The 21,085-nt window shown below is 73.3% G+C and carries 24 protein-coding genes; 11 read left to right on the forward strand and 13 right to left on the reverse strand.

Going from position 1 to position 21,085, the window contains the following annotated elements; all coding sequences use genetic code 11:
• The first annotated feature begins 12 nt into the window (after window positions 1–12).
• The gene (locus ACPPVT_RS16550; RefSeq protein WP_426562135.1) at window positions 13–570 is read left to right on the forward strand and encodes a PPA1309 family protein; all 558 of its coding nucleotides are present in this window, start codon (window positions 13–15) and stop codon (window positions 568–570) included.
• Between the two features lie 32 nt (window positions 571–602).
• On the opposite strand, the gene ACPPVT_RS16555 is transcribed toward ACPPVT_RS16550, so the two are convergent.
• From ACPPVT_RS16555 to ACPPVT_RS16570, 4 genes are read right to left on the reverse strand one after another with little or no spacing between them, the layout of a single operon-like run.
• The gene (locus tag ACPPVT_RS16555) at window positions 603–1,718 is read right to left on the reverse strand and encodes a YlbL family protein (RefSeq protein WP_426562137.1); all 1,116 of its coding nucleotides are present in this window, start codon (window positions 1,716–1,718) and stop codon (window positions 603–605) included.
• Window positions 1,715–1,930: a hypothetical protein gene (locus ACPPVT_RS16560; protein ID WP_426562139.1), complete on the reverse strand. Its 216-nt coding sequence runs from the start codon at window positions 1,928–1,930 to the stop codon at window positions 1,715–1,717. Before ACPPVT_RS16560 ends, ACPPVT_RS16555 begins: the two co-directional genes overlap by 4 nt.
• 50 nt (window positions 1,931–1,980) lie before the next feature.
• Window positions 1,981–2,406 carry a molybdenum cofactor biosynthesis protein MoaE gene (locus ACPPVT_RS16565; protein ID WP_426562141.1) on the reverse strand — a complete coding sequence of 142 codons (426 nt, stop codon included), beginning with the start codon at window positions 2,404–2,406 and terminating at the stop codon, window positions 1,981–1,983.
• On the reverse strand, window positions 2,403–3,560 hold the full coding sequence (locus ACPPVT_RS16570) for an NAD-dependent epimerase/dehydratase family protein (RefSeq protein WP_426562143.1): 1,158 nt from the start codon (window positions 3,558–3,560) through the stop codon (window positions 2,403–2,405). Before ACPPVT_RS16570 ends, ACPPVT_RS16565 begins: the two co-directional genes overlap by 4 nt.
• Window positions 3,561–3,671: 111 nt before the next feature.
• Between ACPPVT_RS16570 and ACPPVT_RS16575 the strand changes: the two genes are divergently transcribed.
• A complete protein-coding gene (locus ACPPVT_RS16575; RefSeq protein ID WP_426562145.1) occupies window positions 3,672–5,072 on the forward strand; it encodes a zinc-dependent metalloprotease in 1,401 nt (466 codons plus the stop codon).
• Window positions 5,069–5,740, forward strand: a complete 672-nt coding sequence (locus tag ACPPVT_RS16580; RefSeq protein ID WP_426562147.1) for an NUDIX hydrolase — start codon at window positions 5,069–5,071, stop codon at window positions 5,738–5,740. Before ACPPVT_RS16575 ends, ACPPVT_RS16580 begins: the two co-directional genes overlap by 4 nt.
• Here the strand turns inward: ACPPVT_RS16580 and ACPPVT_RS16585 are convergent.
• Window positions 5,623–6,198, reverse strand: coding sequence for a M48 family metallopeptidase (locus ACPPVT_RS16585; RefSeq protein ID WP_426562148.1), 576 nt, complete (start codon window positions 6,196–6,198; stop codon window positions 5,623–5,625). The two genes, ACPPVT_RS16580 and ACPPVT_RS16585, sit on opposite strands and share 118 nt — an antisense overlap.
• A 579-nt stretch (window positions 6,199–6,777) precedes the next feature.
• On the opposite strand from ACPPVT_RS16585, the gene ACPPVT_RS16590 reads away from it, so the two are divergent.
• The 3 genes from ACPPVT_RS16590 to ACPPVT_RS16600 all read left to right on the forward strand — a co-directional run bounded on the left by ACPPVT_RS16590 (window position 6,778) and on the right by ACPPVT_RS16600 (window position 9,511).
• Window positions 6,778–6,936, forward strand: a complete 159-nt coding sequence (locus tag ACPPVT_RS16590) for a DUF5679 domain-containing protein (RefSeq protein ID WP_426562150.1) — start codon at window positions 6,778–6,780, stop codon at window positions 6,934–6,936.
• Window positions 6,937–7,076: 140 nt separating this feature from the next.
• Window positions 7,077–8,192 carry a ThiF family adenylyltransferase gene (locus tag ACPPVT_RS16595; RefSeq protein WP_426562152.1) on the forward strand — a complete coding sequence of 372 codons (1,116 nt, stop codon included), beginning with the start codon at window positions 7,077–7,079 and terminating at the stop codon, window positions 8,190–8,192.
• The gene (locus ACPPVT_RS16600; RefSeq protein WP_426562154.1) at window positions 8,189–9,511 is read left to right on the forward strand and encodes an ABC1 kinase family protein; all 1,323 of its coding nucleotides are present in this window, start codon (window positions 8,189–8,191) and stop codon (window positions 9,509–9,511) included. Before ACPPVT_RS16595 ends, ACPPVT_RS16600 begins: the two co-directional genes overlap by 4 nt.
• A gap of 7 nt (window positions 9,512–9,518) precedes the next feature.
• Here the strand turns inward: ACPPVT_RS16600 and ACPPVT_RS16605 are convergent, their stop codons facing one another.
• The 6 genes from ACPPVT_RS16605 to ACPPVT_RS16630 form a co-directional block, all read right to left on the reverse strand.
• The gene (locus tag ACPPVT_RS16605) at window positions 9,519–9,725 is read right to left on the reverse strand and encodes a hypothetical protein (RefSeq protein WP_426562156.1); all 207 of its coding nucleotides are present in this window, start codon (window positions 9,723–9,725) and stop codon (window positions 9,519–9,521) included.
• Between the two features lie 53 nt (window positions 9,726–9,778).
• Complete coding sequence (locus ACPPVT_RS16610; protein ID WP_426562158.1) at window positions 9,779–11,305, reverse strand: alkaline phosphatase family protein; 1,527 nt, start codon at window positions 11,303–11,305, stop codon at window positions 9,779–9,781.
• 72 nt (window positions 11,306–11,377) lie between these two features.
• Entirely contained in the window at window positions 11,378–11,557 is a 180-nt protein-coding gene (locus ACPPVT_RS16615) for a hypothetical protein (RefSeq protein ID WP_426562160.1), read from the reverse strand.
• 89 nt (window positions 11,558–11,646) lie between these two features.
• Window positions 11,647–11,934, reverse strand: coding sequence for a WhiB family transcriptional regulator (locus ACPPVT_RS16620; RefSeq protein ID WP_426562162.1), 288 nt, complete (start codon window positions 11,932–11,934; stop codon window positions 11,647–11,649).
• A gap of 203 nt (window positions 11,935–12,137) precedes the next feature.
• The gene (locus ACPPVT_RS16625; protein WP_426562164.1) at window positions 12,138–12,365 is read right to left on the reverse strand and encodes a hypothetical protein; all 228 of its coding nucleotides are present in this window, start codon (window positions 12,363–12,365) and stop codon (window positions 12,138–12,140) included.
• A gap of 228 nt (window positions 12,366–12,593) precedes the next feature.
• Window positions 12,594–13,463, reverse strand: coding sequence for a shikimate dehydrogenase family protein (locus tag ACPPVT_RS16630; protein WP_426562166.1), 870 nt, complete (start codon window positions 13,461–13,463; stop codon window positions 12,594–12,596).
• Between the two features lie 57 nt (window positions 13,464–13,520).
• On the opposite strand from ACPPVT_RS16630, the gene ACPPVT_RS16635 reads away from it, so the two are divergent.
• Entirely contained in the window at window positions 13,521–15,026 is a 1,506-nt protein-coding gene (locus tag ACPPVT_RS16635) for an FAD-dependent oxidoreductase (RefSeq protein ID WP_426562168.1), read from the forward strand.
• A gap of 2 nt (window positions 15,027–15,028) precedes the next feature.
• Here ACPPVT_RS16635 and ACPPVT_RS16640 read toward each other — a convergent pair whose 3' ends face one another.
• The gene (locus tag ACPPVT_RS16640; RefSeq protein ID WP_426562170.1) at window positions 15,029–17,275 is read right to left on the reverse strand and encodes an ATP-dependent DNA helicase UvrD2; all 2,247 of its coding nucleotides are present in this window, start codon (window positions 17,273–17,275) and stop codon (window positions 15,029–15,031) included.
• 148 nt (window positions 17,276–17,423) lie between these two features.
• Between ACPPVT_RS16640 and ACPPVT_RS16645 the strand changes: the two genes are divergently transcribed.
• Both ACPPVT_RS16645 and ACPPVT_RS16650 read left to right on the forward strand, forming a co-directional pair.
• A complete protein-coding gene (locus ACPPVT_RS16645; RefSeq protein ID WP_426562172.1) occupies window positions 17,424–17,693 on the forward strand; it encodes a mycoredoxin in 270 nt (89 codons plus the stop codon).
• A 7-nt stretch (window positions 17,694–17,700) separates the two neighbouring features.
• Entirely contained in the window at window positions 17,701–18,366 is a 666-nt protein-coding gene (locus ACPPVT_RS16650; RefSeq protein ID WP_426562174.1) for a uridine kinase, read from the forward strand.
• Window positions 18,367–18,378: 12 nt separating this feature from the next.
• On the opposite strand, the gene nudC is transcribed toward ACPPVT_RS16650, so the two are convergent.
• On the reverse strand, window positions 18,379–19,284 hold the full coding sequence (gene nudC / locus ACPPVT_RS16655) for an NAD(+) diphosphatase (protein ID WP_426562176.1): 906 nt from the start codon (window positions 19,282–19,284) through the stop codon (window positions 18,379–18,381).
• Window positions 19,285–19,368: 84 nt separating this feature from the next.
• Between nudC and ACPPVT_RS16660 the strand changes: the two genes are divergently transcribed.
• Together ACPPVT_RS16660 and ACPPVT_RS16665 are read left to right on the forward strand one after the other, a co-directional pair.
• Window positions 19,369–20,280: a macrolide 2'-phosphotransferase gene (locus ACPPVT_RS16660; protein WP_426562178.1), complete on the forward strand. Its 912-nt coding sequence runs from the start codon at window positions 19,369–19,371 to the stop codon at window positions 20,278–20,280.
• Window positions 20,277–21,080, forward strand: a complete 804-nt coding sequence (locus ACPPVT_RS16665) for an endonuclease/exonuclease/phosphatase family protein (RefSeq protein WP_426562180.1) — start codon at window positions 20,277–20,279, stop codon at window positions 21,078–21,080. The genes ACPPVT_RS16660 and ACPPVT_RS16665 overlap by 4 nt, the downstream gene beginning before the upstream one ends.
• The last annotated feature ends 5 nt before the right edge of the window (window positions 21,081–21,085 follow it).

A 21,085-nucleotide genomic window follows, 5' to 3' on the forward strand; every position in this document is an offset into this window, starting at 1 on the left:
GTGTTTGGCACGATGAGCACCGTGACCGAGCATCCAGACCCAGCCGACTCGCTGACCCGGGCGCTGCTCGAGACCGAGCGGCACGTCGGGTCGGCGGGCTGGGACCAGCCTCCGCGGCTGTTCGCCCTGGTCCGCACCGCCACCCTGCTCGAGCGCGAGCCGGCGCTGCGCAGCCAGCTCGAGCCGGGCGCCATCACCGCGGCGGACGCCGACCCCGGTCACCTGATCGCGATCGAGCAGGAGGGCCTGCCAGCCACCTCGCACCTGGAGTCGATCCTGGGCCAGCTCGCCTGGGGCCCGGACGTGGATGGCGTCGCGCTGAGCATCGAACGGGTCGTCGTCCCGCCCGAGGCCGAGCGTGACCTGCCCCCGGGGCCGGAGGAGGCCGTCGAGTACCTGGCCGCCCACCCGGCCCGCCAGGACGTCCGGCTGGTCGTCGCGGTGCTGCGCGGGGGCGAGCACCAGTGCGGGGTCCGGCAGCGCCAGCAGGACGACGCGTCGTCCGTCGCGGTCGGTCCCGACCTCGTGCCCGGGCTGGTCGCGGCACTGACCGCGACCCTGCAGGACTGAACGCGAACGGACGTCGGAACCGCCCTGGAGCGTCAGGACTTGCAGGTGGGCAGGGACGACCCCTTGCCCGCGGCGATCTGCTCGACGTCCGTGCGCGACTGGCTCAGCGTCGAGGTGGACACCACGTGCAGCCCGCGCGGGATGTGCCCGACGACCTCGTTGCAGTTGGACTCGGGAGCGATGAACCACTCCGCACCGGCTCGCCGCGCACCGACCAGCTTCTGCGCGATCCCACCGATCGGCCCGACCGTCCCGGCGCCGTCGATCGTTCCGGTGCCGGCGATCTTCGCCCCGCCACCGAGGTCGCCCTCGGTGAGCAGGTCGTAGATGCCCAGCGCGAACATCATCCCGGCGCTCGGGCCACCGACGTCCTTGGTCGCGAACTCGACGTCCACCGGGAAGACGTAGGTGGTCTTCAGGTCGACGCCGAGCACGGTGCGGTTGTCCGAGGCGCCGGTGACGGTGTGCACCTCGGTGGTGGTTCCGTTGCGGCGCACCGTGACCAGGATCGGGTCACCAGGCTTGAGCTTCTGCACGGCCTCGCGCAGCTTGGTGCTGTCCACCACCTTGGTGCCGTTGATCGCGGTGATCACGTCGCCGGCCTTCAGCACCTTCGCTGCCGGCAGGCCGGCACTCACATCGGCGATGGTGACCGTCTCGGGCACCGTGTACCCGGCCAGCCGCAGCCCAGCGGCGGTCGCCTGCTGCTGCGAGTCCGACATCTCTGCCGCGGTCTCGGCCTCGGCCTGGCCCTCGGTCTGCCCGGGCGGGAACACCTGCTCGACCGGGACCACGGTGCGGGTCGGCGACACCCAGCTGCGCAGCACGTCGAGCACCGTCACCTTGCGGCCGGGACCACCGAAGACCGACACGGTGGTCATGTCCAGCGTGCTGCCCTCGGTGGGGCGGTAGCTGCTGGTCGGAGGCTTGATGGTGATCAGGGCGAGGTCACCGACCTTGCCCAGCACGTTGGTGGCCGGGCCGGGCGCGTAGATCGCGTACGGCGTGGGCAGCAGCGCGATGACCGCGCCGAGCGCGATAGCCAGCACACCGGTCACCGCGATGGTGAGGCTGCGCGACGTCAGCCCGGACGACGACCCGGGGGGTGGGGCGTCGACGAACGACCTCTGGCTGTCCAGCTGGCTCATGCTCGGTCCTGTCCCTGCCGGCGCAGCTGCGCCATCGCCTCACGAAACCGGGTGTAGTCGTCGATCGTGTCTGCTCCGTCGCGCGGCCTGCGCTCCCGCCGGACGAGCCCGACGACCACGAGTACCAGCACGGTGGCCGCGACCGGCACCAACCACCAGAACCAGAACGGCGCGCTGGACACCGACAGCGCCGCGATCGACGGCTCACCCACGAACACTCACTCCACGAGGGTAGACCGCCTCAGGGCCACCTCGGGACGACTCAGGGCAGCCCCACCCACTCCTGGCCGCCGTCGCCGAACGCCTGGTTCTTCCAGATCGGCACCGTGGACTTCAGGGTGTCGATCAGGTCGCGGGCCGCCTCGAAGGCGGTGCCGCGGTGCCGCGCGCTCGCAGCGAGCACCACGGCCAGGTCGCCAACCTCCAGGTGCCCGACCCGGTGCACGCTGGCGAGCGCCACCACGTCGTGCCGGCCGGCGACCAGCTCGCAGACCTCGCGCAGCCGATCTGCGGCGCTGGGGTGCGCCGAGTAGTCCAGTGCGGTCACCTCGCGCTCGTGGTCGACGTCACGGACCATCCCGACGAAAACGCAGACACCACCCGCGGCCGGGTCGGCGACCGAGGCGAGCACCTCGTCGACGGACAGCGGCTCGTCCCGAAGCTCGCAGAGCCGGACCTGCCCGCTCACGACCGCCGCCCCCGACGACGGCGGACCAGCGCTGCGGTACCGACCAGGGCGACGGCCGCACCGGCAGCACCGAGTGCGGCGTCCTTGCGGTCCAGCCGCCGGGAGGCCACGGCGTGGTGGCCGCGCACCTCCTCGAGCAGCTCGCCGAGGCAGGTTTCGTTGTCGTGGACCGGCGCCCAGCCGGCCTCCCGCAGCCGAGCGGACGAGACCACCCACGGGTGCACGACGAAGGCCAGGTCGCTGGCCGGCGCGGGCAGCACCCCGACCCGGTGCAGCCGCTCGGCGGTGCCGAACGCCAGGGCGGCGGGCAGCTCGACCCGACGCATGCCGGACAGCCGCTCCACGTCGTCCTGCTCGAGCCAGCTCTCGCTGGCCACGGTGAGCGCGCCGTCCAGCTGCTGCACGACGGCCGTGGCGACGGCGTCGGCCAGGTCGGCGACGTGGCAGAACTGCCAGCAGGTCTTGCCGTCCCGCAGCACCAGCAGCCGCGGCGCCTCGAAGTGCCGGGACACGATGGTGTCGACCCCGGGCCCGACCAGCGCCGACGGTCGCAGCACGGTGACCGCAACCCCCGGGTGGGTGCGGTGCACCCGGGCCAGCACCCGCTCGATCTCCAGCAGGTCGCCCACCGTGCCAGCGTCCGGCACCGCGGCGATCGGGGCGTCGTCCGGCAGCGGCACCGGGTTGTCGGCCGCCGCGCCCAGCACCATGGCGCTGGTCACCGCGACCAGCCGCTGGGCGCCGACGGCGGCGCAGGCGGTCGCCACGGCCTGCGCCCGGCGCACCGCGTGGTCGCGCCGCTTCGCCGCCGGAACCGCGAGCGCCGAGGCGAGGTCGGTCGGGGCAGCCAGCATCACCACGACGTCCGCGCCGCGCAGCTGCTCGGCGACGTCGGGGGCGTCCAGCGGGCCGACCCGCCAGGTCACGTGCTGCGCGGTGCCGCGCTCGACGTCCAGCGCCAGCACCTTGCCGATGGCACCGGCCTCGACCTCGGCGACCAGCCGTTCGGTGACCAGGGTTCCGAGGTGGTCGGCGGCGCCGACGACCGCGACGGTGGGACGGCGGGCTCGTCGCCCGGCCCGGCGTCTGGACGAGCCGGCCGATTCAGCCTTCGGCGAAGATCCAGGGAATGCTGGCGCCGCAGGGGAACTCACGGGAGACCTCCCTGGTTATCGTCGTGACGGTGCCGACCGACGGCCGGCGGCCATCTTCGCAGAGCGGCGCGGACGGCGCGGGCAACCCGGCGGGTGGAGCGAGGAGCAGACATGAGCGACCGACCGATGGGCTTCGGCCCGTCCGACCCGGACGACCAGGGCCGCGACGACGAGGGCCGCGACGACGGCCCGGCCGACGGCGATCCGTTCGCCGCGATGTTCGCCGGCGGTGACCCCGAGGCGATGGCACAGGCTCTGCGCGCGGCCGGTGCCGGCGACGTCGACGCCGACCAGGTGCGGGCGATGATGGGACAGGTCCAGCGGATGCTCAACACGCCGGGCGACGGCGGACCGGTCAACTGGCAGATCGCCGGTGAGGTCGCCCGGCAGGTGGTCAGCGAACACGGTGACGCGAGCGTGTCGGAGGCCGAGCGTCGCGCCGTCGACGAGGCCCTGCGCCTGGCCGACACCTGGCTCACGGATGCGACGACGCTGCCCGCTGCGGGTGCACGCAGCCTGGCCTGGAGCCGGGCCGAGTGGGTCGAGGGCACCAAGCCGGTGTGGCGGCGGCTGGTCGAGCCGGTGGCCGAGAGCGTGGCGCGGGCCATGTCGGACGCGCTGTCCAAGCAGGTCCCGCCGGAGCTGGCCGGTCCGCTGGCCGCGACTGGTCCCGGGGGTGCAGGTGCGGGGCTGATGCGCCAGATCGGCGGCTCGGTCTTCGGCATGCAGGTCGGCCAGGCGGTCGGCACGCTGTCCACCGAGGTCGTCAGCGGCACCGAGATCGGCCTGCCACTGGTCGAGTCCGGCGCCGTCGTGCTGATCCCGTCCGGGGTGGCGGCCTTCGGCGAGGGGCTGGACGTCCCGGCGGACGAGGTGCGGCTGTACCTGGCGGTCCGGGAGGCAGCACGGTCCCGCCTGTTCGCGCACGTGCCCTGGCTGTCGTCGTCCCTGCTCGGCGCGGTGGAGGAGTACGCCCGCGGCATCACCATCGACACCGAGCGGATCGAGTCCGCGCTGCGTGAGACCGACCCGAGCGACCCGGCGTCCATGCAGCAGGCGCTGTCCAGCGGCCTGTTCGAGCCCGAGCGCACGCCGCTGCAACAGGCCGCACTGGACCGGCTGGAGACCTCGCTCGCGCTGCTCGAGGGGTGGGTCGAGGTCGTCACCGACGCCGCCGCGAGCGCCTTGCCGCACGCGGACGGCCTGCGTGAGACCGTCCGCCGCCGTCGCGCCATCGGCGGCCCGGCGGAGCAGACCTTCTCGGCGCTGGTCGGTCTCGAGCTCCGCCCGCGCCGGCTGCGCGACGCGGCAGCCCTGTGGCGGGTGATCGGTGACGCCAGTGGCGTCGAGGCCCGCGACGCGGTGTGGTTGCACCCCGACCTGATGCCGACGGCGGCCGACCTGGACGACCCGATGGGCTACGCCGAGCGGCGGGCCGAGGCGGCCGCCGAGTCGGCGGACGTGGACGCCGCGATCGAGCGCCTGCTGTCGGACCAACCGGACGAGTCGTGAGCGGTCTGCTCGACGACGTCCGCCGGGTGCTTGGCGAGTGGGAGCCGCCCACGTCCGCCCAGGCCGAGCTGCGCGAGGGCTACCTGGCGCACCTGCGCGTGCACGAGGACGGCATCTGGCGCGACGGTCCGCCCGCGCACCTGACCGCCAGCTGCTTCGTGCTGGACCCCAGCGGCGAGCGCGCCCTGCTGACGCTGCACCGCAAGGGCGGTTTCTGGGTGCAGTTCGGCGGGCACCTCGAACCGAGTGACACCAGTCTGGCCGCCGCCGCGCTGCGCGAGGGGGTCGAGGAGTCCGGCGTGCCGGGGCTGCGGCTGCTCGGCTCGGCCGGGCTGGCTCCGGTGGACCTTGACCGGCACGCGCTCTCGTCCCGGTTCGGTCGCTGCCGCGAGCACCTGGACGTCGCCTTCGTGGCGATCGCCGCCGCGGACTCCGTCCCGGTGGTCAGCGACGAGAGCGACCACGTCGCGTGGTGGCCGGTCGACCAGCTGCCGTCCACCGCGGTGGACGACCTGCCCGGCCGACTGGCCAGGGTGGCGGCGCGGGTGCGTCAGCTCGCGGCGTCGTCGGTGGTGACCTCGGTGGCGTCGGCGGCTGCGGCGCCGTCCTCGGCGCCGTCGTCCTCGCCCATCGCGGAACCGGCTGCCGCAGCAACTCCCTCGAGGTAGCCGCGGGCCCGCTCGGTACGCGGGTAGGACTCCAGCAGGGCCCAGAAGGCCGCGCCGTGCCGCGGCTCCACCAGGTGGGCCAGCTCGTGCAGCAGCACGTAGTCGAGCACCCAGGCGGGCATGCCCTGCACCCGTGAACTGATGCGGATGGTGCCATCCGAAGGGGTGCACGAACCCCAGCGGGAGGCCTGGTTGGACACCCAGGCGACTGAGGTGGGGTGAGCCTGACCGCCCAGGTAGCGCGCAGACAGCTCAGCCGCCCGGCGGGCCAGCGCCGCGTCTGACGGACGACGGCGCCGGTCCTGCGCCTCGAGGCGCTGGACCATGGCCGCGACCCACTCCACCTCCTCGGCGCGGGTGAAACGCTCGGGGATGAGCACGATGGTGCGACCGCCCTCGCGGTAGGCGCTGACCGTGCGCCGGCGACGACGGCTGCGCCGCACCTCGACCTCAGCCATGCATCGACGCTACCCCCGTGCACCGACGTCGCCCGTGCTTGAGTCCGTGACGGGCTGCGTGTCGGGGGACCGGCCGAGGTGCCGACGAGTTTCAATTCACAGGGTGGGGACGAGCATCTGCGCAGGTCAGCGGCTGTTTGCCGACACGAAATTCTTTCCCGTCCACAGCGTGGTCCCCCGGTCTCCCACAGGGAGGCACGGGGATGTCCACAGGTTGTCCCGAGGCCCGTCCACAGGCACCACGCCGATCGCGTTGACCGCCCGGCGGGTGCGGTCCTAGCGTTGCGGGTCACGAGGCCCCCCGGGATAACCAGGCTTCCCACCCGCACACGGGGAAGGTGCGGGAGCAGTCGCGCGCGCCCTGGGGGGTCTCGCTGCTCTTTGCGGTGGGTCACCGGTCCGCCACGCCACGCCCCCCCAAGGGGTCCCCCTCCACCGTGCTGAGCACGACCTGGACTATGGTGAGGGCCGCTCGGTGAGCACGAAGGCATCCGTCTTCCAGGTTCGGCGTCACCCCGACAGGGGCGCCGGAACGCCGACCGCCACCGACAGACCACCCGAGACGACGAGGAGAAGCACATGGCCGACGAGACCTGGAGCGGCGAGTTCTACTGCGTGAAGTGCAAGGAGAAGCGCGAGGCCGAGGGCAAGGTCGTCGAGACGAACGGCCGTCGCATGGCCAAGGGCGTCTGCCCCGTCTGTGGCACCAACCTGAACCGCATCCTCGGCAAGGCCTGAGCTACGCCAGCAGAGCCCCGAGAGACTCCGCCGAAGGGCGGTCCGCGCGAAGCGGGCCGCCCTTCGGTGCGTTCCCGCTCGGATCCTGCCCCTGTGGACGACGGCAGCGCCCGACCTGGCAGGTCTGTCACGGTTGGCAGGTGCATAGACCCCAGGTCCGCCCCGGACTCCGCCGCGTGTGGCGGGATGCCACCACGCTCCAGCTCGGGCTCTCCCCGCAGCAGGGCACGGTGCTCACCGGCCTGCAGCGCGGCGACGACACTCTGATCGCGGCGTTGGACGGCCGGCACGACCTGGCCAGGCTGGACGACCTCGCGCGAGAGCACAACCTGCCGTCGTCACGGGTCGGCGAGCTGGTGCGGGCCCTGGCCGGCGCCGGCGTGCTGGTGGACGCCGCCACCGGGTCGACCGGTCAGCCCGACCGCGCGCACCTGAGCGTCCTCGGGGGGTCGGCCCGCCAGCGGCTCGCGGCCGACGCCGAGGCGTGGTCGCTGGCCTATCCGTGCGGCCCGGACGGCGTCCGCGTGCTCGCCGCCCGGGCGGCCCGCACGGTCCTGGTGGACGGTGCCGGGCGGCTGGGCGCCGCGCTGGTCGGCCTGCTCGCCGCGGCCGGCGTCGGTCGGGTCAGCACGACCGACGTGGGCGTGGTCCGCGAGCAGGACGTCGGGCCGGGTGGTCACACGCACGAGGACGTCGGCCGCTCCCGGCAGAGCTCGGTGGCGGACGTCGCGTCGCGGGCGCGCGGTCCGGCCCCGGGGCCGGGGCCGGTGGGCGCGCAGGGCGCGCCGGACGTCGTGGTGCTGGTGCGCGACGACGCGGTCGACGTGCGGCACGGCGACGACCTGGTGCAGCGGGACCAGACCCACCTGGCCGTGGTGTGTGGCACCGACCGCGTGGTGGTCGGTCCGCTGGTCACCCCAGGGCGCGGGCCGTGCCTGCGCTGCCTGGACCTGCACCGCCGCGATCGCGATCCCGGCTGGCCGCACGTCGCCGCCCAGCTGGTCAGCCAGAGCGCCGCCGCGCCGGGCCGGGCCGAGACGGGACTGGTCTCGGTGGCCGCCGGGTTGGCCGCCTTGCAGGTGCTCACCTACCTGGACGACGAGGTCGAACCCAGCGCCCACGGACGCACGTTCGACGTCCTGCTGCCCGATGCCACGGTGCAGCGACGACGCTGGCGCGCGCACCCAAGCTGCGGCTGCGTTCGTCCCGCCGCCGGCGTACGCGACAATGACTCTCGTGACAGAGGCCTCTCGTGACTGAGCTCCCCCGCAGGGCCGTGACCCGCACGGCGAAGCTGGCCACCCTTCCGCTGGGGTTCGCCGGTCGCACCGCGCTGGGCTTCGGCCGGCGGGTGGGCGGCCGTCCGGCCGAGCTCGTCGCAGCCGAGGTGCAGGCGCGCACCGCCGAGCAGCTGTTCAAGGTGCTCGGCGAGCTCAAGGGCGGCGCGATGAAGTTCGGCCAGGCCATGAGCATCTTCGAAGCCGCCCTGCCGGAGGAGATCGCCGGCCCCTACCGCGCCACCCTGACCAAGCTGCAGGACGCCGCACCGCCGATGCCCGCCAAGACCGTGCACGCCGTGCTCGCGGCCGAGCTCGGCAGCCAGTGGCGACGCAAGTTCACCAGCTTCGACGACGACCCGGCCGCCGCCGCGTCGATCGGTCAGGTGCACCGTGCGGTGTGGAAGGACGGCCGCGAGGTCGCGGTGAAGGTGCAGTACCCCGGCGCCGGCCAGGCGCTGCTGTCCGACCTCGCGCAGGTCTCCCGGGTTGCCCGGATGTCGGCCGGCTGGATCCCCGGCATCGACATCAAGCCGATCATGGAGGAGCTGCAGCGACGAGCCCGCGAAGAGCTCGACTACGAGCTGGAGGCGCAGGCCCAGCGGGGGTTCGCCGAGGCGTTCGACGGCGACCCGGACTTCGCCATCCCCGCCGTGGTGACCAACAGTGAGCACGTGATCATCTCGGAGTGGATGGACGGTACGCCGCTGTCCAAGGTGATCGCCGAGGGCACGCAGGAAGAGCGCGACCTGGCGGCCGGGCGGTACCTGGAGTTCCTGCTCGCCGGGCCGCAGCGCGCCGGGCTGCTGCACGCCGACCCGCACCCGGGCAACTTCCGGCTCACCCCGGATGGCCGCCTCGGCGTGCTGGACTTCGGCGCGGTCAACCGGCTGCCGGACGGCCTGCCGGTGCACATGGGCAGGTTGCTGGAGCGCGGGCTGGCCGGCGACCACGAGGCAGTCGTCGCCGGGCTGCGAGAGGACGGCTTCATCAAGCCGACGATCGCGGTGGACGGCGAGGCCCTGCTCGCCTACCTCGAGCCCTTCCTGGCTCCGGCACGCGAGGAGAGGTTCCGCTTCACCCGCAAGTTCCTGCGGGACCTGTTCGGCCACATCAACGATCCGCGGCGACCGCAGTGGGGTGTCGGTCTCAAGCTCAACCTGCCGCCGCAGTACCTGCTGATCCACCGGGTCTGGCTCGGCGGCATCGGGGTGCTGTGCCAGATCGAGGGCGAGGTGGCCGTGCAGGAGGTGCTGAGCAAGCACCTGCCCGGTTTCAGTGCCGGCGAGCGGGACTAGCGCCCGCCTACCACCAGGCGCTGTCCAGCTTGGCCTCGATGCTGCGCAGGTTGTCCCTCGAGCACCGGTCGCAGACCCGGACGGTTCGCCCGCGCTCGACGCTCGACGTCCACGTGAGCCGCCAGGTGCCGTCCTTCGGTGAGGTCGCACCGCAGGCCGAGCACGTGACGGCGTCGATGACCGTGGCGGCCGGTTCCGACGTCCTTGCCTTCATGTCTTTCGACGCTACGCCTGACTCACGCGCCCCGCTTGTTGTTGCACGAAAAACTACGGTGTGTCGAGATAGATCAGCCCAGGCCCCTCGTCGCGAACCGCGACGCCCAACCCGTCGAGCGCCGAGCGCCAGGAGCCGGTGCACCCCGGGTCGGCCGACTCGAACCCGTGGTCGGCGGTCAGCACGATCGTGACGTCGTCCAGCACCCCCAGCCCGCTCAGGTGGTCCAGGAATGCCTGCAGCCTGCGGTCGCTGTCCCGCAACGAGTCGCGCGCGATCGCCGAGCGCGGCCCGCCGGCGTGATGACCGGCGTCGGTCACCACGTTGGCCCACCACGTCAGGTCCGGTGCGGTGGTCGGCGAGTCCCAGAGCTGCAGCATCTGCTGCAGCCCCAGGTCGTCTACCTGCGAGCTCCAGTGGAAGTACTCGTCCTGCAGGTGGGCCAGCTCGCCGACGAACCGCGACGCGAACGGGTCGGGCAGCAGGCTGTCCAGGTCGCCGGAACCCATCGTGGAGCCGCTGGCCCGGATCACGCCCATCGTCGAGTAGTCGGCGCCACGGTCGATCGCCTCGTCGACGCTCGCCGTCCGCGGGGAGCCGTCCATCCGGGCCGGCACGTTGTCGTGCACCATCTCGAAGACCGTGCGCACCCCCTCCCGCAGCCACTCGCCGCTGCGGTGCCAGGTGCTCGCGTCATTCGGCACCACCCGCTCACCGGTCCGCCGGTCGTAGAACACGTTGCCCAGCACGCCGTGCCGCCCCGGCCCGACGCCGGTCAGGATCGAGGTGTGGTTGGTCAGCGTGATGCTCGGAAAGTGCGCGACCGCCCCGCCGCGCAGCGCCGAGCCCCGCTCGACCAGCTGGGCGATACCGGGCAGCTCACCCTGCTCGGCCAGGTGCAGCAGGTCGCCGCAGTGCCCGCCGTCCCACAGGATCCCGATGACCTTGCGCCGTCCGGGTTCGACGTACTGCGTCAGCGGGGCGCCGTCCAGCGTCCGCCCGGCGCCGTCCACCAGCCCGTCCAGCGGCACCCCCGCGGCCGCGGCCAGGGTCGGTCCGACGTCCACCAGCCAGGCGTGGTCGTCGACGTACCCGAGACGAGCGACACCGGCCCCGGACAGCACCAGCGGGGCGCGGGACTGGATCACGTCCAGCGAGCCGTGCTCGCCGGGGTGCCCGCCTTCGTCGACGAACCAGTGCGAGGGCGTGTGCACGACCGCCAGGTCGGGGCTGCGGTCCGGGTCGTCGAACAGCGAGACCAACCGGCGGTAGGCGTAGGGGTAGGCGTTGCGCTCGTTCGGCGGCGAGGGGTCGGCGACCTCGCGCTCGTACGGCAGGAACGCCATCGGGTTCTCGTCGGCGACCGGGTCGGCACCGGCCAGGACCTCGTGCCGGCCGTCGGCGTGCAGCCGCACCCGGCCCCGGTGGTTCGCCACCAGGGCGGTGCGCGCGGACCCTTCCCCCTCGCACCAGGCGACCAGGTCCACGGCATGGGCCAGGCCCGGCTCGGTGAGTGCTGCGACCACCTGCTCGCGCAGGTTGGCTTCAGTGGACGGCGACGGCCCGGCGTCAGGGTTCACGCCCGAACCCTAGGACGACGGGGGTGCCGCCGTGAGGCGACACCCCCGTCGGGCGGTGCGGTGCTCCGTAGTTCAGCTGGCCAGCACGCGCAGCTGGAGCTGTGCCTTCTCCGCGTGCTGACGAGCCTTGCGCTGCTTGCGGCGCGCTCGCGCCAGTCGCAGGACGTACAGGCCCAGTCGTTCTCGCTCGGCCTCTGCCAGCCTTTGGTTCAGATGGGCTCGAGCCAGGTCTTCATGCATGAGTTGATACATCTGAGTGCTCCTTGAAGAAAGTGAACGGGTTCCCCGACCGTCGGTGACGGACAGGACGGAAGTGACATCTGCTACGCGGGCGGCGGCGATCATGCTGCGGCCTCGCACTTGCGCGGGCGGCCCCGCGGACGCTTGCGCGCCACGATGGCTCCCTGGACGAGCAGCTGGCCGCCCCAGACACCCCATGGCTCGCGACGCTCGAGGGCGCTGGCGAGGCATTCGGTGCGGACGGGGCAGTCCCCGCAGAGGGACTTCGCGTGCTCGACGTCCGCCGGCGACTCGGCGAACCAGAGCTCCGCGTCGTTGGCGCGACACGGGATTGCACGCTGGTTGGCCCGGCCGTCGAGGGTCGGTTCGAGCAAGGTCGTGAGCTGCATGGGTGTCACCTCCATCTCGTGGGTGGGGGGTAGTGCGGTTCGGCAGGGTTCTGCCTGCTTGGGGAGGCGGAGCGGGCGCTGCGCCAAGGTGGTGGTCATCGGTATGGAGTCCTTGCCGGTCGTCGGTGGGCGGATGGCAAATACAGAAAGGCCGCGGATCCCGGGGTTCGGGTTCCGCGGCCTGTGGAGGGCCGGTCAACTGCTTAGACCGGTGGACTCCAAGTCGTGATACCCGAGGGGCTGTCCGTGCGCACCCGAACGGTGGCCGGGGTGACGATGGACTGAGCATCGAAACCGCCGAAGGGCAGACCCGTCCCCTTGTACTGAGCGCCGAAGTCCGCGGAGACCACCCCAGATCGCGGAGAGGCGTGCGGACGCGAGAGCGCGCTGCAGGTCGGCATGACCTCCAGCTGGGTGCTGATGTTCTCCACGCGTCTCACCTCCATCTCTCGTCCGGGGCACGTCTTTGGCAGACGGCAGTCTCTGGCGTTGGATGTAAGGCTAGACCCAGCCCCCGAAAGGCCACAACGGATTTAACGCCGCGTCCGGAATCCGTGACCGTTCCGTGACTCAGCGCGCCGCGTGCGCCCGCCCCGTTGGGCCTGCCGCGACCGCAGCCGGATCCCAGAGTCGTTGTCTGCCAACGGTTCTCGCGGACGTCAGGCGATCTGGCCCAGCGCCCGCTCGAGGGCGGCGCGCATCACGGCCTGGTCGGGTTCCAGCCCCGTCCACAGCCTGATCGCGTGCGCCGCCTGCGCGACGAGCATGCCCAGCCCGTCGACCGTCCGGCAGCCGCGCGCAGAGGCGTCGCGCAGCAGCCGGGTGCGCGGCGGGTTCGGGATCACATCGGCGACCACGCAGGAGGGCGGCACCGACGCCAGGTCCAGCGGCACGCGCGCCTCCGCGTCGCCGAGGCCGATCGGCGTGGCGTTGACCAGCACGTCGACGTCGTGGCCGAGCACGTCGAGCGAGAGATCGCCGTCCCAGCCGGCGTGCTCGGACGTCGCGCCGGTGCGGGCGCGCAGCACCTCGACCAGGGATCGCCCTGGCCCGGCGGACCGGCTGACCACGTCCACCGACAGCGCCCCGGCCAGCGCGGACTCCACTGCCACCGCCCGCGCCGCGCCGCCCGACCCGAGCACGACCACGCGCGCCCCGGTGAGGTCGACCACGCCCGCCAGCGAGGCCACGAAGCCCTGGCCGTCGGTGTTCTCCCCCACCAGACGCCCACCGCGGAGCACGACGCAGTTCACGGCGCCGATCAGGCCGGCGGACTCGGCGAGCTCGTCCAGGTGCTCGATCACGGCCAGCTTGTGCGGGATCGAGCAGTTGAAGCCGGCCCAGCCCATCGCGACCGCACCGCGCACCGCGGCGGCGAGGTCAACGTCTCGCACGTCGCAGTTCAGGTACCTGGCGTCCAGCTCGTGGTGCCGGTAGGCCGCCTCGACCATGGCCACGGTGGGGTTGTCACCGGCCGGGTGCGAGAACGAGCCGGTGATCGTGCTGACGAACGGACCCTGAGCTGCCATCGCGGCATTCCTCCCTCGAGCGGGCCGACCTCGCCGAGCCGGTGTTTGATAGCCAGTGTGACGGTCCTGTCCGCGTCCGTCGTCGTCGTCGGCTCGGGAATGGGTGGCGCGACGACCGCGCTGGCCCTGGCCCTACGCGGCGTAGACGTGCTCGTCCTCGAACGGGGTGAGCGACTGCCGCGCGAGCCCGAGAACTGGTCAGCGCGTGCGGTGTTCGTCGAGCGCCGCTACAAACCGGACGAGCAGTGGCTGGACGGGCGCGGGCACCGCTTCTCGCCGGGCGTGCACTACGTCGTCGGCGGGAACACCAAGGTCTACGGCGCCAGCCTGCCGAGGTTCCGGGAGAGCGACTTCGAGGCCGTCGAGCACCTGGAGGGGACCTCGCCGGCGTGGCCGTTCGAGTACCGCGACCTGGAGCCGTTCTACGGCGAGGCGGAGCGGCTGCTCGGCGTGCACGGCACGACCGGTGAGGACCCCACCGAGCCGTGGCGCAGCGTCGACTACCCGTTCCCGGCGCTGCCGCACGAGCCGTACGTCGCCGACCTGGCCGTTCGGTTGCGCGAGGCGGGGGTGCACCCGAGCTCGACGGCCATGGGACTGGACCGTCGACCTGGCGGCGCGTGCCTGCGGTGCGGCACCTGCGACGGCTTCCCGTGCCGGGTGGATGCCAAGGCGGACGCCGAGACCCGCGCGCTGGAACCGGCCCTGGCCACCGGGCTGGTCCGTCTCGCCACCGGCGTGCGGGTCCGCCGCATCGTGACGGACCGCAGCGGACGTCGGGTCGACCACCTGGTGGCGCAGGGACCGGACGGCGAGGTGACGGTGCGCGCGGGGCGGTTCGTGCTCTCGGCCGGCGCGGTCAACTCGGCGGCACTGCTGCTCGCCTCGGCGGACGACGCGCACCCGTCCGGGCTGGCCAACTCCAGCGACCAGCTCGGACGCCGGTTCATGATGCACAACAACGCGCACGTCGCGGCGGTGTCCGCCAGCCGGCGCAACGACGTGACGTTCCAGAAGACGCTGGCCGTCAACGACTGGTACCTGGACGGCGGCGACGGCTACCCGCTGGGGTCGCTGCAGCTGATCGGCAAGGTGCAGGGGGTGATGATCCAGAGCTGGCGGCCGCGGGTGCCACTGGCAGCCCTGGACCGGCTCGCCGCGCGCAGCGTGGAGTGGTTGGTGATGTCCGAGGACCTGCCGTCGCCGGACTCCCGGGTGCGGCTCGACCCCGCCGGGCGGATCGTGACCGACCGGCACGCGGTCGGGCGGTCAACGCACCGCCAGCTGCACCGGCGAGCCACCCGGCTGCTGCGTTCGATCGGGTACCTGGCCGTCTTCACCCAGTGGTTCGACATCAGCATGAACAGCCACCAGTGCGGGACGGTGGTGGCCGGCGTCGACCCCAAGACCAGCGTGCTGGACCCGTGGTGCCGCACCCACGACCTGTCGAACCTGTGGGTGGTGGACGGCGGGTTCTTCCCCTCTTCTGCCGCGATGAACCCCGCGCTGACGATCGCGGCGATGGCCCTGCGGGTGGTCGCCGAGTCCGAGCTGGCGACCTGAGGTCAGTCCGCGTCAGCGGCCGCGGCCGAGTTCGCGGCCGAGTTCGCGGCCGAGTCCGCGGCCGAGTCCGCTTCGGCATCCGCGGCCGGAGCTGACGCGGCTGCCCCGGCGGCGATCTCGGCCGGGTCGGCGCCGCCCAGTACGGCGAGCACCTGCTCGCCGTACCGCTCCCGCTTGGTCGCCCCGATGCCGGGGATCCTGGCCAGCCCGGCCAGGTCGTCCGGGGTGGACTCGGCGAGCGCCACCAGCGTGGCGTCGGTGAAGACGACGTACGCCGGGACGCTGGCCGCACTGGAGACCGCGAGCCGCCAGGCCCGCAGGTTCTCGAACGTGCGGTCGTCGTAGGTCGGCGGGCAGTCGTCGCACCGCCCGACCTTGCGTTCCGCGCCGGTCATCAGCGGCTTGCCGCAGGTGCGGCACTTGGCCGGCGCGGACTGCCGCCGACCACCACGCGCGCGAGGGTTGTGCCCCGCCGCACCCGCGCCGCCGCCGTCCTCGGTCTCGGGGCGGAGCCCGTCAAGGAACCGAGACGGCTTGCGGCTGGCCCGGCCACCAGGGGTGCGGGCCCGCGCCCAGGACAGGTGGAGGTGCTCACGCGCCCGGGTGATGCCGACGTAGAGGAGCCGGCGCTCCTCCTCCACCGCGATCTGACCGTCGGCCATCGAGATGGGCATCAGGCCCTCGGACATCCCGGTGAGGAAGACGGCGTCCCACTCCAGGCCCTTGGCGGAGTGCAGCGAGGCGAGCGTGACGCCCTCGACCGTCGGTGCGTGCTGCGCGGCCGAGCGTTCGTCCAGCTCGGTCACCAGGTCGGCCAGCGACGCCCCGGGGCGGGCGGCCTCGACCTCGTCGGCCAGCCCGGCGAGCGCCTGCAGCGACTCCCAGCGCTCACGGACCGCCCCGCTGGCGCTCTGCGGCTTCGCCGTCCAACCACCGCTGACCAGGACGTCTCGGGCCGCCTGGCCGAGCGGCAGGTCGACCTCGCCGGCTCGGGCCGCACCGCGCAGCAGCATGATCGCCTCGCGGACCTCGCGCCGGCTGAAGAACCGCTCGCCGCCGCGCAGCAGGTAGGCGACGCCGGCCTCGCTCATCGCCTGCTCCAGAGGCTCGGACTGCGCGTTCGTCCGGAACAGCACGGCGATCTCGCGCGGCGGCACGCCCTGCTCGACAAGCGCCAGGACCCGCCGGGCGATGCCGGCGGACTCTGCCACGTCGTCGTCATACTCGGTGAACGTCGGCTCCGGGCCAGCCGGGCGCTGGGCGACCAGCTCTACCCGCGCCGCGCGGTGAGCGGCCGGAACGCGGTCCAGCAGCCGGTTGGCCAGGTTCACCACCTGGGGCGTGGAGCGGTAGTCGCGGACCAGCCGGACCAGCTGGGCCTTGGGGAAGCGCTTGGGGAAGTCCAGCAGGTACTTCGGGCTCGCCCCGGTGAACGAGTAGATGGTCTGGCTGGCGTCGCCGACCACGCACAGCTCGTCGCGCCCGCCGAGCCATAGGTCGAGCAGCCGCTGCTGCAACGGGCTCACGTCCTGGTACTCGTCGACGACGAAGTGCCGATACTGGCGGCGCACCGTCTCGGCGATCTGTGGGTAGTCCTGCAGCACGCCGGCGGTGACCAGCAGCACGTCCTCGAAGTCGATCACGCCGCGCTCGGACTTCACCTCTTCGTAGAGCGCCAGCAGCCGGGCGGTGGCCGTGGCGTCCAGGCCGGCCGGGTCGCGACCGGCTCGGCGCGCAGCCGCCGGGTAGGTCTCGGGCGTGAGCATGCTGACCTTGGCCCACTCCACCTCCGCGGCCAGGTCGCGGATGGCCGTGCGGTCCAGCTGCAGCCGCAGCCGCGATCCCGCCTCGGCGACCAGGCCGGCCTTGTGCGGCATCACCTCAGGCGCTGCGCCACCGATGGCCTGCGGCCAGAAGTAGTGCAGCTGGCGCAGTGCAGCCGCGTGAAAGGTGCGCGCCTGCACCCCGTGCACGCCGAGGTCGCGCAGCCGCGTGCGCATCTCGCCGGCGGCGCGTGCGGTGAACGTGACGGCGAGCACCTGCTGGGGCGTGTAGACGCCGGCGTGCACGCCGTAGGCGATCCGGTGGGTGATCGCGCGCGTCTTGCCGGTTCCGGCCCCCGCGAGCACGCACAGCGGCCCACTGAGCGTGCTGGCAACCTGGCGCTGCTCGGGGTCGAGGGCGTCGAGCACCGCATCGGCACCGAGGGGGCGGCTCGCGGAGGCGGCCCCGGACGTGGTCTGAGTCATCACCGCACATCCTCGCACCGGGCGGCGACAGTCTCTGCGATCCGTCCACAGGTGACGCTGTTCACGTGGTGGGAACGGTCGCAGCGGGAAGAAAGCCGCCGCACCGCCTGGTTACGCTCTGCGTACGTCCCCTCACGTCAGGAGCAGCATGAGCACGCCCACGCCCCCGCCCGCCGGCACGATCACGATGTACTCCACCACCTGGTGCGGGTACTGCCGCCGGCTGAAGACCCTGCTGGACCGCGAGGGCATCGGCTACACCGAGATCAACATCGAGCACGACGAGGCGTCGGCCACCTTCGTCGAGCAGGCCAACGGCGGGAACCAGACGGTCCCGACGGTGCTGTTCCCGGACGGCTCGGTGATCACCAACCCGATGCTGGACCAGGTCAAGGACCAGCTCACCGGGGCTGCCTGAGCCGGCGGTGCCGGTCAGTGCGCTCAGCCCCGAGGCCCTGGCCGACCAGCTGATCAGCCGGGCCCGGCGGCTGGCCACGGCCGCCATGGCGGCAGGGCACGCCGTCCGCGTCGGAGTGGACGGCTGCGTGCCCGCCGACGGCACCGCGCTGGCCGACCTGGTCGCCAGACGACTGACCGCGGACGGCGTAGCAACGGCCCGGGTGCGCCAGGCCGACTTCCAGCTCCCTCGCGCGCAGCGGCTCGAGCACGGCGCTCGTGACTCGGACGTGCTGTGGGACGGCTGGTACGACGACGGCGCGCTGCGCCGGGAGGTGCTCGACCCGCTCGGGCCGGGCGCGGCGTCCACCCGGCACCCCATGCAGTGGCTGCCGACCCTGCGTGACCCGGCGACCGACCGGTCCACCCGCGAGGCACCGCGTGACTGCCCGCCGGGCGCAGTCCTGGTGGTGGACGGGCGGTTCCTGCTGCGCTGGGAGCTGGCGGACGGCTTCGACATGGTTGCCCACCTGCAGACGTCGGCTGCGGCGCAGGCCCGGCGGCTGGCGGACGACGATGAGCGCGCCCGGGCCGTGCCGTCCTGGCAGCGCTACCTGGACGGCACCGATCCGGCGTCCCGCGCCGACCTGGTCGTGCGGTTCGACCACCCCGACCGGCCCGCCCTGCTCGGCTGACGAGCGAACGGCTCAGGGCGGCGGGTCCGGCAGCCGCTCGCCGTACCAGTGCTCGACGAGGGCGCGCGAGATCGACAGCCGCGGCGAGAGCCCGACCACCTTGCGCTGCACCAGATCCAACAGCTCGGCACGCTCGAACCAGCGCGCCTCGGCGATCTCGGCACCGTCCGGGTGCAGGTCAGTGGTCAGCGCCCGCGAGTCGAAGCCCAGCATGATGGACGACGGGAACGGCCAGGGCTGGCTGCCCAGGTAGCTGACCTCACCGATCCGGACGCCGACCTCCTCCAGCACCTCGCGGCGGACCGTGCTCTCCAGCGACTCCCCCGGCTCGACGAACCCGGCCAAGGTCGAGAACCGGCCGGACGGCCAACCGGCATGCCGGCCGAGCAGCAGCCTGTCGTCGTCGTCCACCACGGTCATGATCACCGCGGGGTCGGTCCGCGGCCAGTGCTCACTGCCGTCCGCCGGGCAGCGCCGGGTATATCCCGCGGCCACCACCTCGGTCTGGGTGCCACAGCGCGGACAGTGCTGGTGCACGGCATGCCAGTTGAACACCCCGACCGCCTGCACCAACATGCCGGCCTGCTCCGCCGGCAGGGCGACCGCGAGCGCGCGCAGGCCCTGCCACTGGGGATCGTCGTCCGCGGCCTCGACCTCGACGGCCAGGTACGACGTCGCCTCGCGGTCCTCGCCGAGGAACAGCGCGAGCCGCTCGGCGTCCGCCGGCTCGGGTGCCCGCAGGGTCAGCGCCGAGCCACCCTTGGTGCGCGCCCGGCCGGTTGCCACCTCGAGCACCCGGGTCGCCGGGTCGGCGACCAGCTCGGCGATCAGCAGCGGCCCGCGACGGTGCCCGGCGCGGTCCGTGATCGGCGTGGCCAGCGGCAGGTCGGGCAGCGCTGCGGCAGCGGGGTGTCTCACATGAGGCACGCTACCCAGCGCCGCCAACACGCCGGAGCGAGCCACACCGCGACCGCCACCCACCGTGAGCCGTACCGTGATCGGGTGACCCGCACCGCACTGCAGCTCGCTGCGCTCGCCAGCGCTGCCGTGCCCGGGCTGGATCCGGTCTCGGTCGCACCGCCCGAGATCGACGGGATGGACTTCGACGTCGCCGTGGTGACCGACGACCAGCAGCGCCGCTGGGTGGTCCGGGCACCGCGACGGACCGCCGCAGCGGTGACCGCCGACACCGAGTCCCGGCTGCTGCCGTTGCTCGGCCGGCACCTGCCGGTCCCGGTGCCCCAGCCCGCCGGTCGCGCAGCGCTGCCCGAGGGCGGCAGCTGCCTCGTCTACGCCTACCTGCCCGGACGCCCGGTCGACCCGGCCGAGCTGACCGGCGGGTCCGCCCTGGCCGCGGAGGTCGGGCGAGCCATCGCGGCGCTGCACGACCTCGAGCCGGCGCTCCTCGAGGACGCCGGACTTGCGTCGTACACCGCGGACGAGTACCGCCGGCGGCGCCTCGACGAGGTGGACCGCGCCGCCCAGAGCGGCCACGTGCCGGCCGCCCTGCTGACCAGGTGGGAGAAGGGCCTCGAGGACGTCGCGCGCTGGCACTTCGTGCCGACCGTCGTGCACGGCGACCTGGCCCCCGAGCACGTGCTGGTCGACGGCGGAACGCTGAGCGCGATCATCGACTGGGGCGACGCCTGTGTGGCCGACCCGGCCGACGACCTGGCCTGGGTGGTCTCGGCGCTCGACCCGGCCGGCGCGGACACCGTTGTGGAGGCGTACGCGATGGGCCGCGGGCAGCAGCCCGACCGGCACCTCGCGCAGCGCGCCGAGCTGGTGGCCGAGCTGGCGCTCGCCCGATGGCTGATGGGCGGGCTCGCAGCGGAGGACACCTCGGTCGTCGACCGGGCCGCGGCGGCGATGCGCGACCTGGCCCTGCGGGTCGGCGACGAGTCCACCGGGTGATCCTGCGGGTCGCGACGTTCAACCTCTGGTCGGGGCGGGGTCGCGACGGCGAGGTCGAGGTCTCGCGGTTGGTGGCTGCCGCGCGGGCGCTGGCCGCCGCTGGTGCCGACGTGCTCGCGGTGCAGGAGGTGGACCGCGACCAGCCGCGCTCTGCCGGGGTGGACCAGCTCGCTGTTGTCGCGCAGGCCTTCGGGGCGGTCGATGCGCGGTTCTGCCCGACCGTCTCGGGGGTGCCGGGGCCGGGTCACGGCTGGACGCCGGTCACCGACGACCGCGAGGTCGCCGGGCCGACGTACGGGATCGGGCTCGTCTCGCGGGTGCCGGTGCGCGGCTGGCGGGTGCGTCGACTGCGCGGCTCGCGGGCCGTGCTGCCGGTGGGGGTTCCTCGGGCGAGTGGGCGTGGAGTGCGAGTGCTCTGGGTGCCTGACGAGCCGCGGGCCGCGCTGTCCGCGGTGGTGGACGGGGGGTCCGGGCCGGTCACCGTGATCGCGACGCACCTGTCGTTCGCGCCGCCGGCTGCCGTGCGGCAGCTGCGGGCGGTGCGGCGCTGGGCCGACTCGCTGCCCGGACCGCGGGTGCTGGCCGGCGACCTCAACCTGCCGGGCGGGGTGCCCGCTCGGGTCACCGGGTGGCGATCCCTGGCGCGGGCGTCGACCTTCCCCGCCGAGTCGCCACGAGTCCAGCTGGACCACGTGCTGACTGATGCCGGTTCCAGCCTGGCGCGCGGGCCCGGCGGGGCCACGCTGCTGCTCCCGGTGTCGGATCACCGAGCCTTGATCAGCGCCGACGTGACAATGTGACGCGT

The organism is Angustibacter sp. McL0619, assembly GCF_049994355.1.
Classification (GTDB): domain Bacteria; phylum Actinomycetota; class Actinomycetes; order Actinomycetales; family Angustibacteraceae; genus Angustibacter.

What these genes read in the sequence shown, in the direction of transcription:
- ACPPVT_RS16640 (WP_426562170.1), bottom strand. Translation starts at nt 17,275, where the DNA reads ATGACTCAGACCACGTCCGGGGCCGCCTCCGCGAGCCGCCCCCTCGGT.
- ACPPVT_RS16620 (WP_426562162.1), bottom strand. Translation starts at nt 11,934, where the DNA reads ATGCAGCTCACGACCTTGCTCGAACCGACCCTCGACGGCCGGGCCAAC.
- ACPPVT_RS16555 (WP_426562137.1), bottom strand. Translation starts at nt 1,718, where the DNA reads ATGAGCCAGCTGGACAGCCAGAGGTCGTTCGTCGACGCCCCACCCCCC.
- ACPPVT_RS16585 (WP_426562148.1), bottom strand. Translation starts at nt 6,198, where the DNA reads ATGGCTGAGGTCGAGGTGCGGCGCAGCCGTCGTCGCCGGCGCACGGTC.
- ACPPVT_RS16645 (WP_426562172.1), top strand. Translation starts at nt 17,424, where the DNA reads ATGAGCACGCCCACGCCCCCGCCCGCCGGCACGATCACGATGTACTCC.
- ACPPVT_RS16630 (WP_426562166.1), bottom strand. Translation starts at nt 13,463, where the DNA reads ATGGCAGCTCAGGGTCCGTTCGTCAGCACGATCACCGGCTCGTTCTCG.
- ACPPVT_RS16605 (WP_426562156.1), bottom strand. Translation starts at nt 9,725, where the DNA reads ATGAAGGCAAGGACGTCGGAACCGGCCGCCACGGTCATCGACGCCGTC.
- ACPPVT_RS16590 (WP_426562150.1), top strand. Translation starts at nt 6,778, where the DNA reads ATGGCCGACGAGACCTGGAGCGGCGAGTTCTACTGCGTGAAGTGCAAG.
- ACPPVT_RS16550 (WP_426562135.1), top strand. Translation starts at nt 13, where the DNA reads ATGAGCACCGTGACCGAGCATCCAGACCCAGCCGACTCGCTGACCCGG.
- ACPPVT_RS16615 (WP_426562160.1), bottom strand. Translation starts at nt 11,557, where the DNA reads ATGTATCAACTCATGCATGAAGACCTGGCTCGAGCCCATCTGAACCAA.
- ACPPVT_RS16575 (WP_426562145.1), top strand. Translation starts at nt 3,672, where the DNA reads ATGAGCGACCGACCGATGGGCTTCGGCCCGTCCGACCCGGACGACCAG.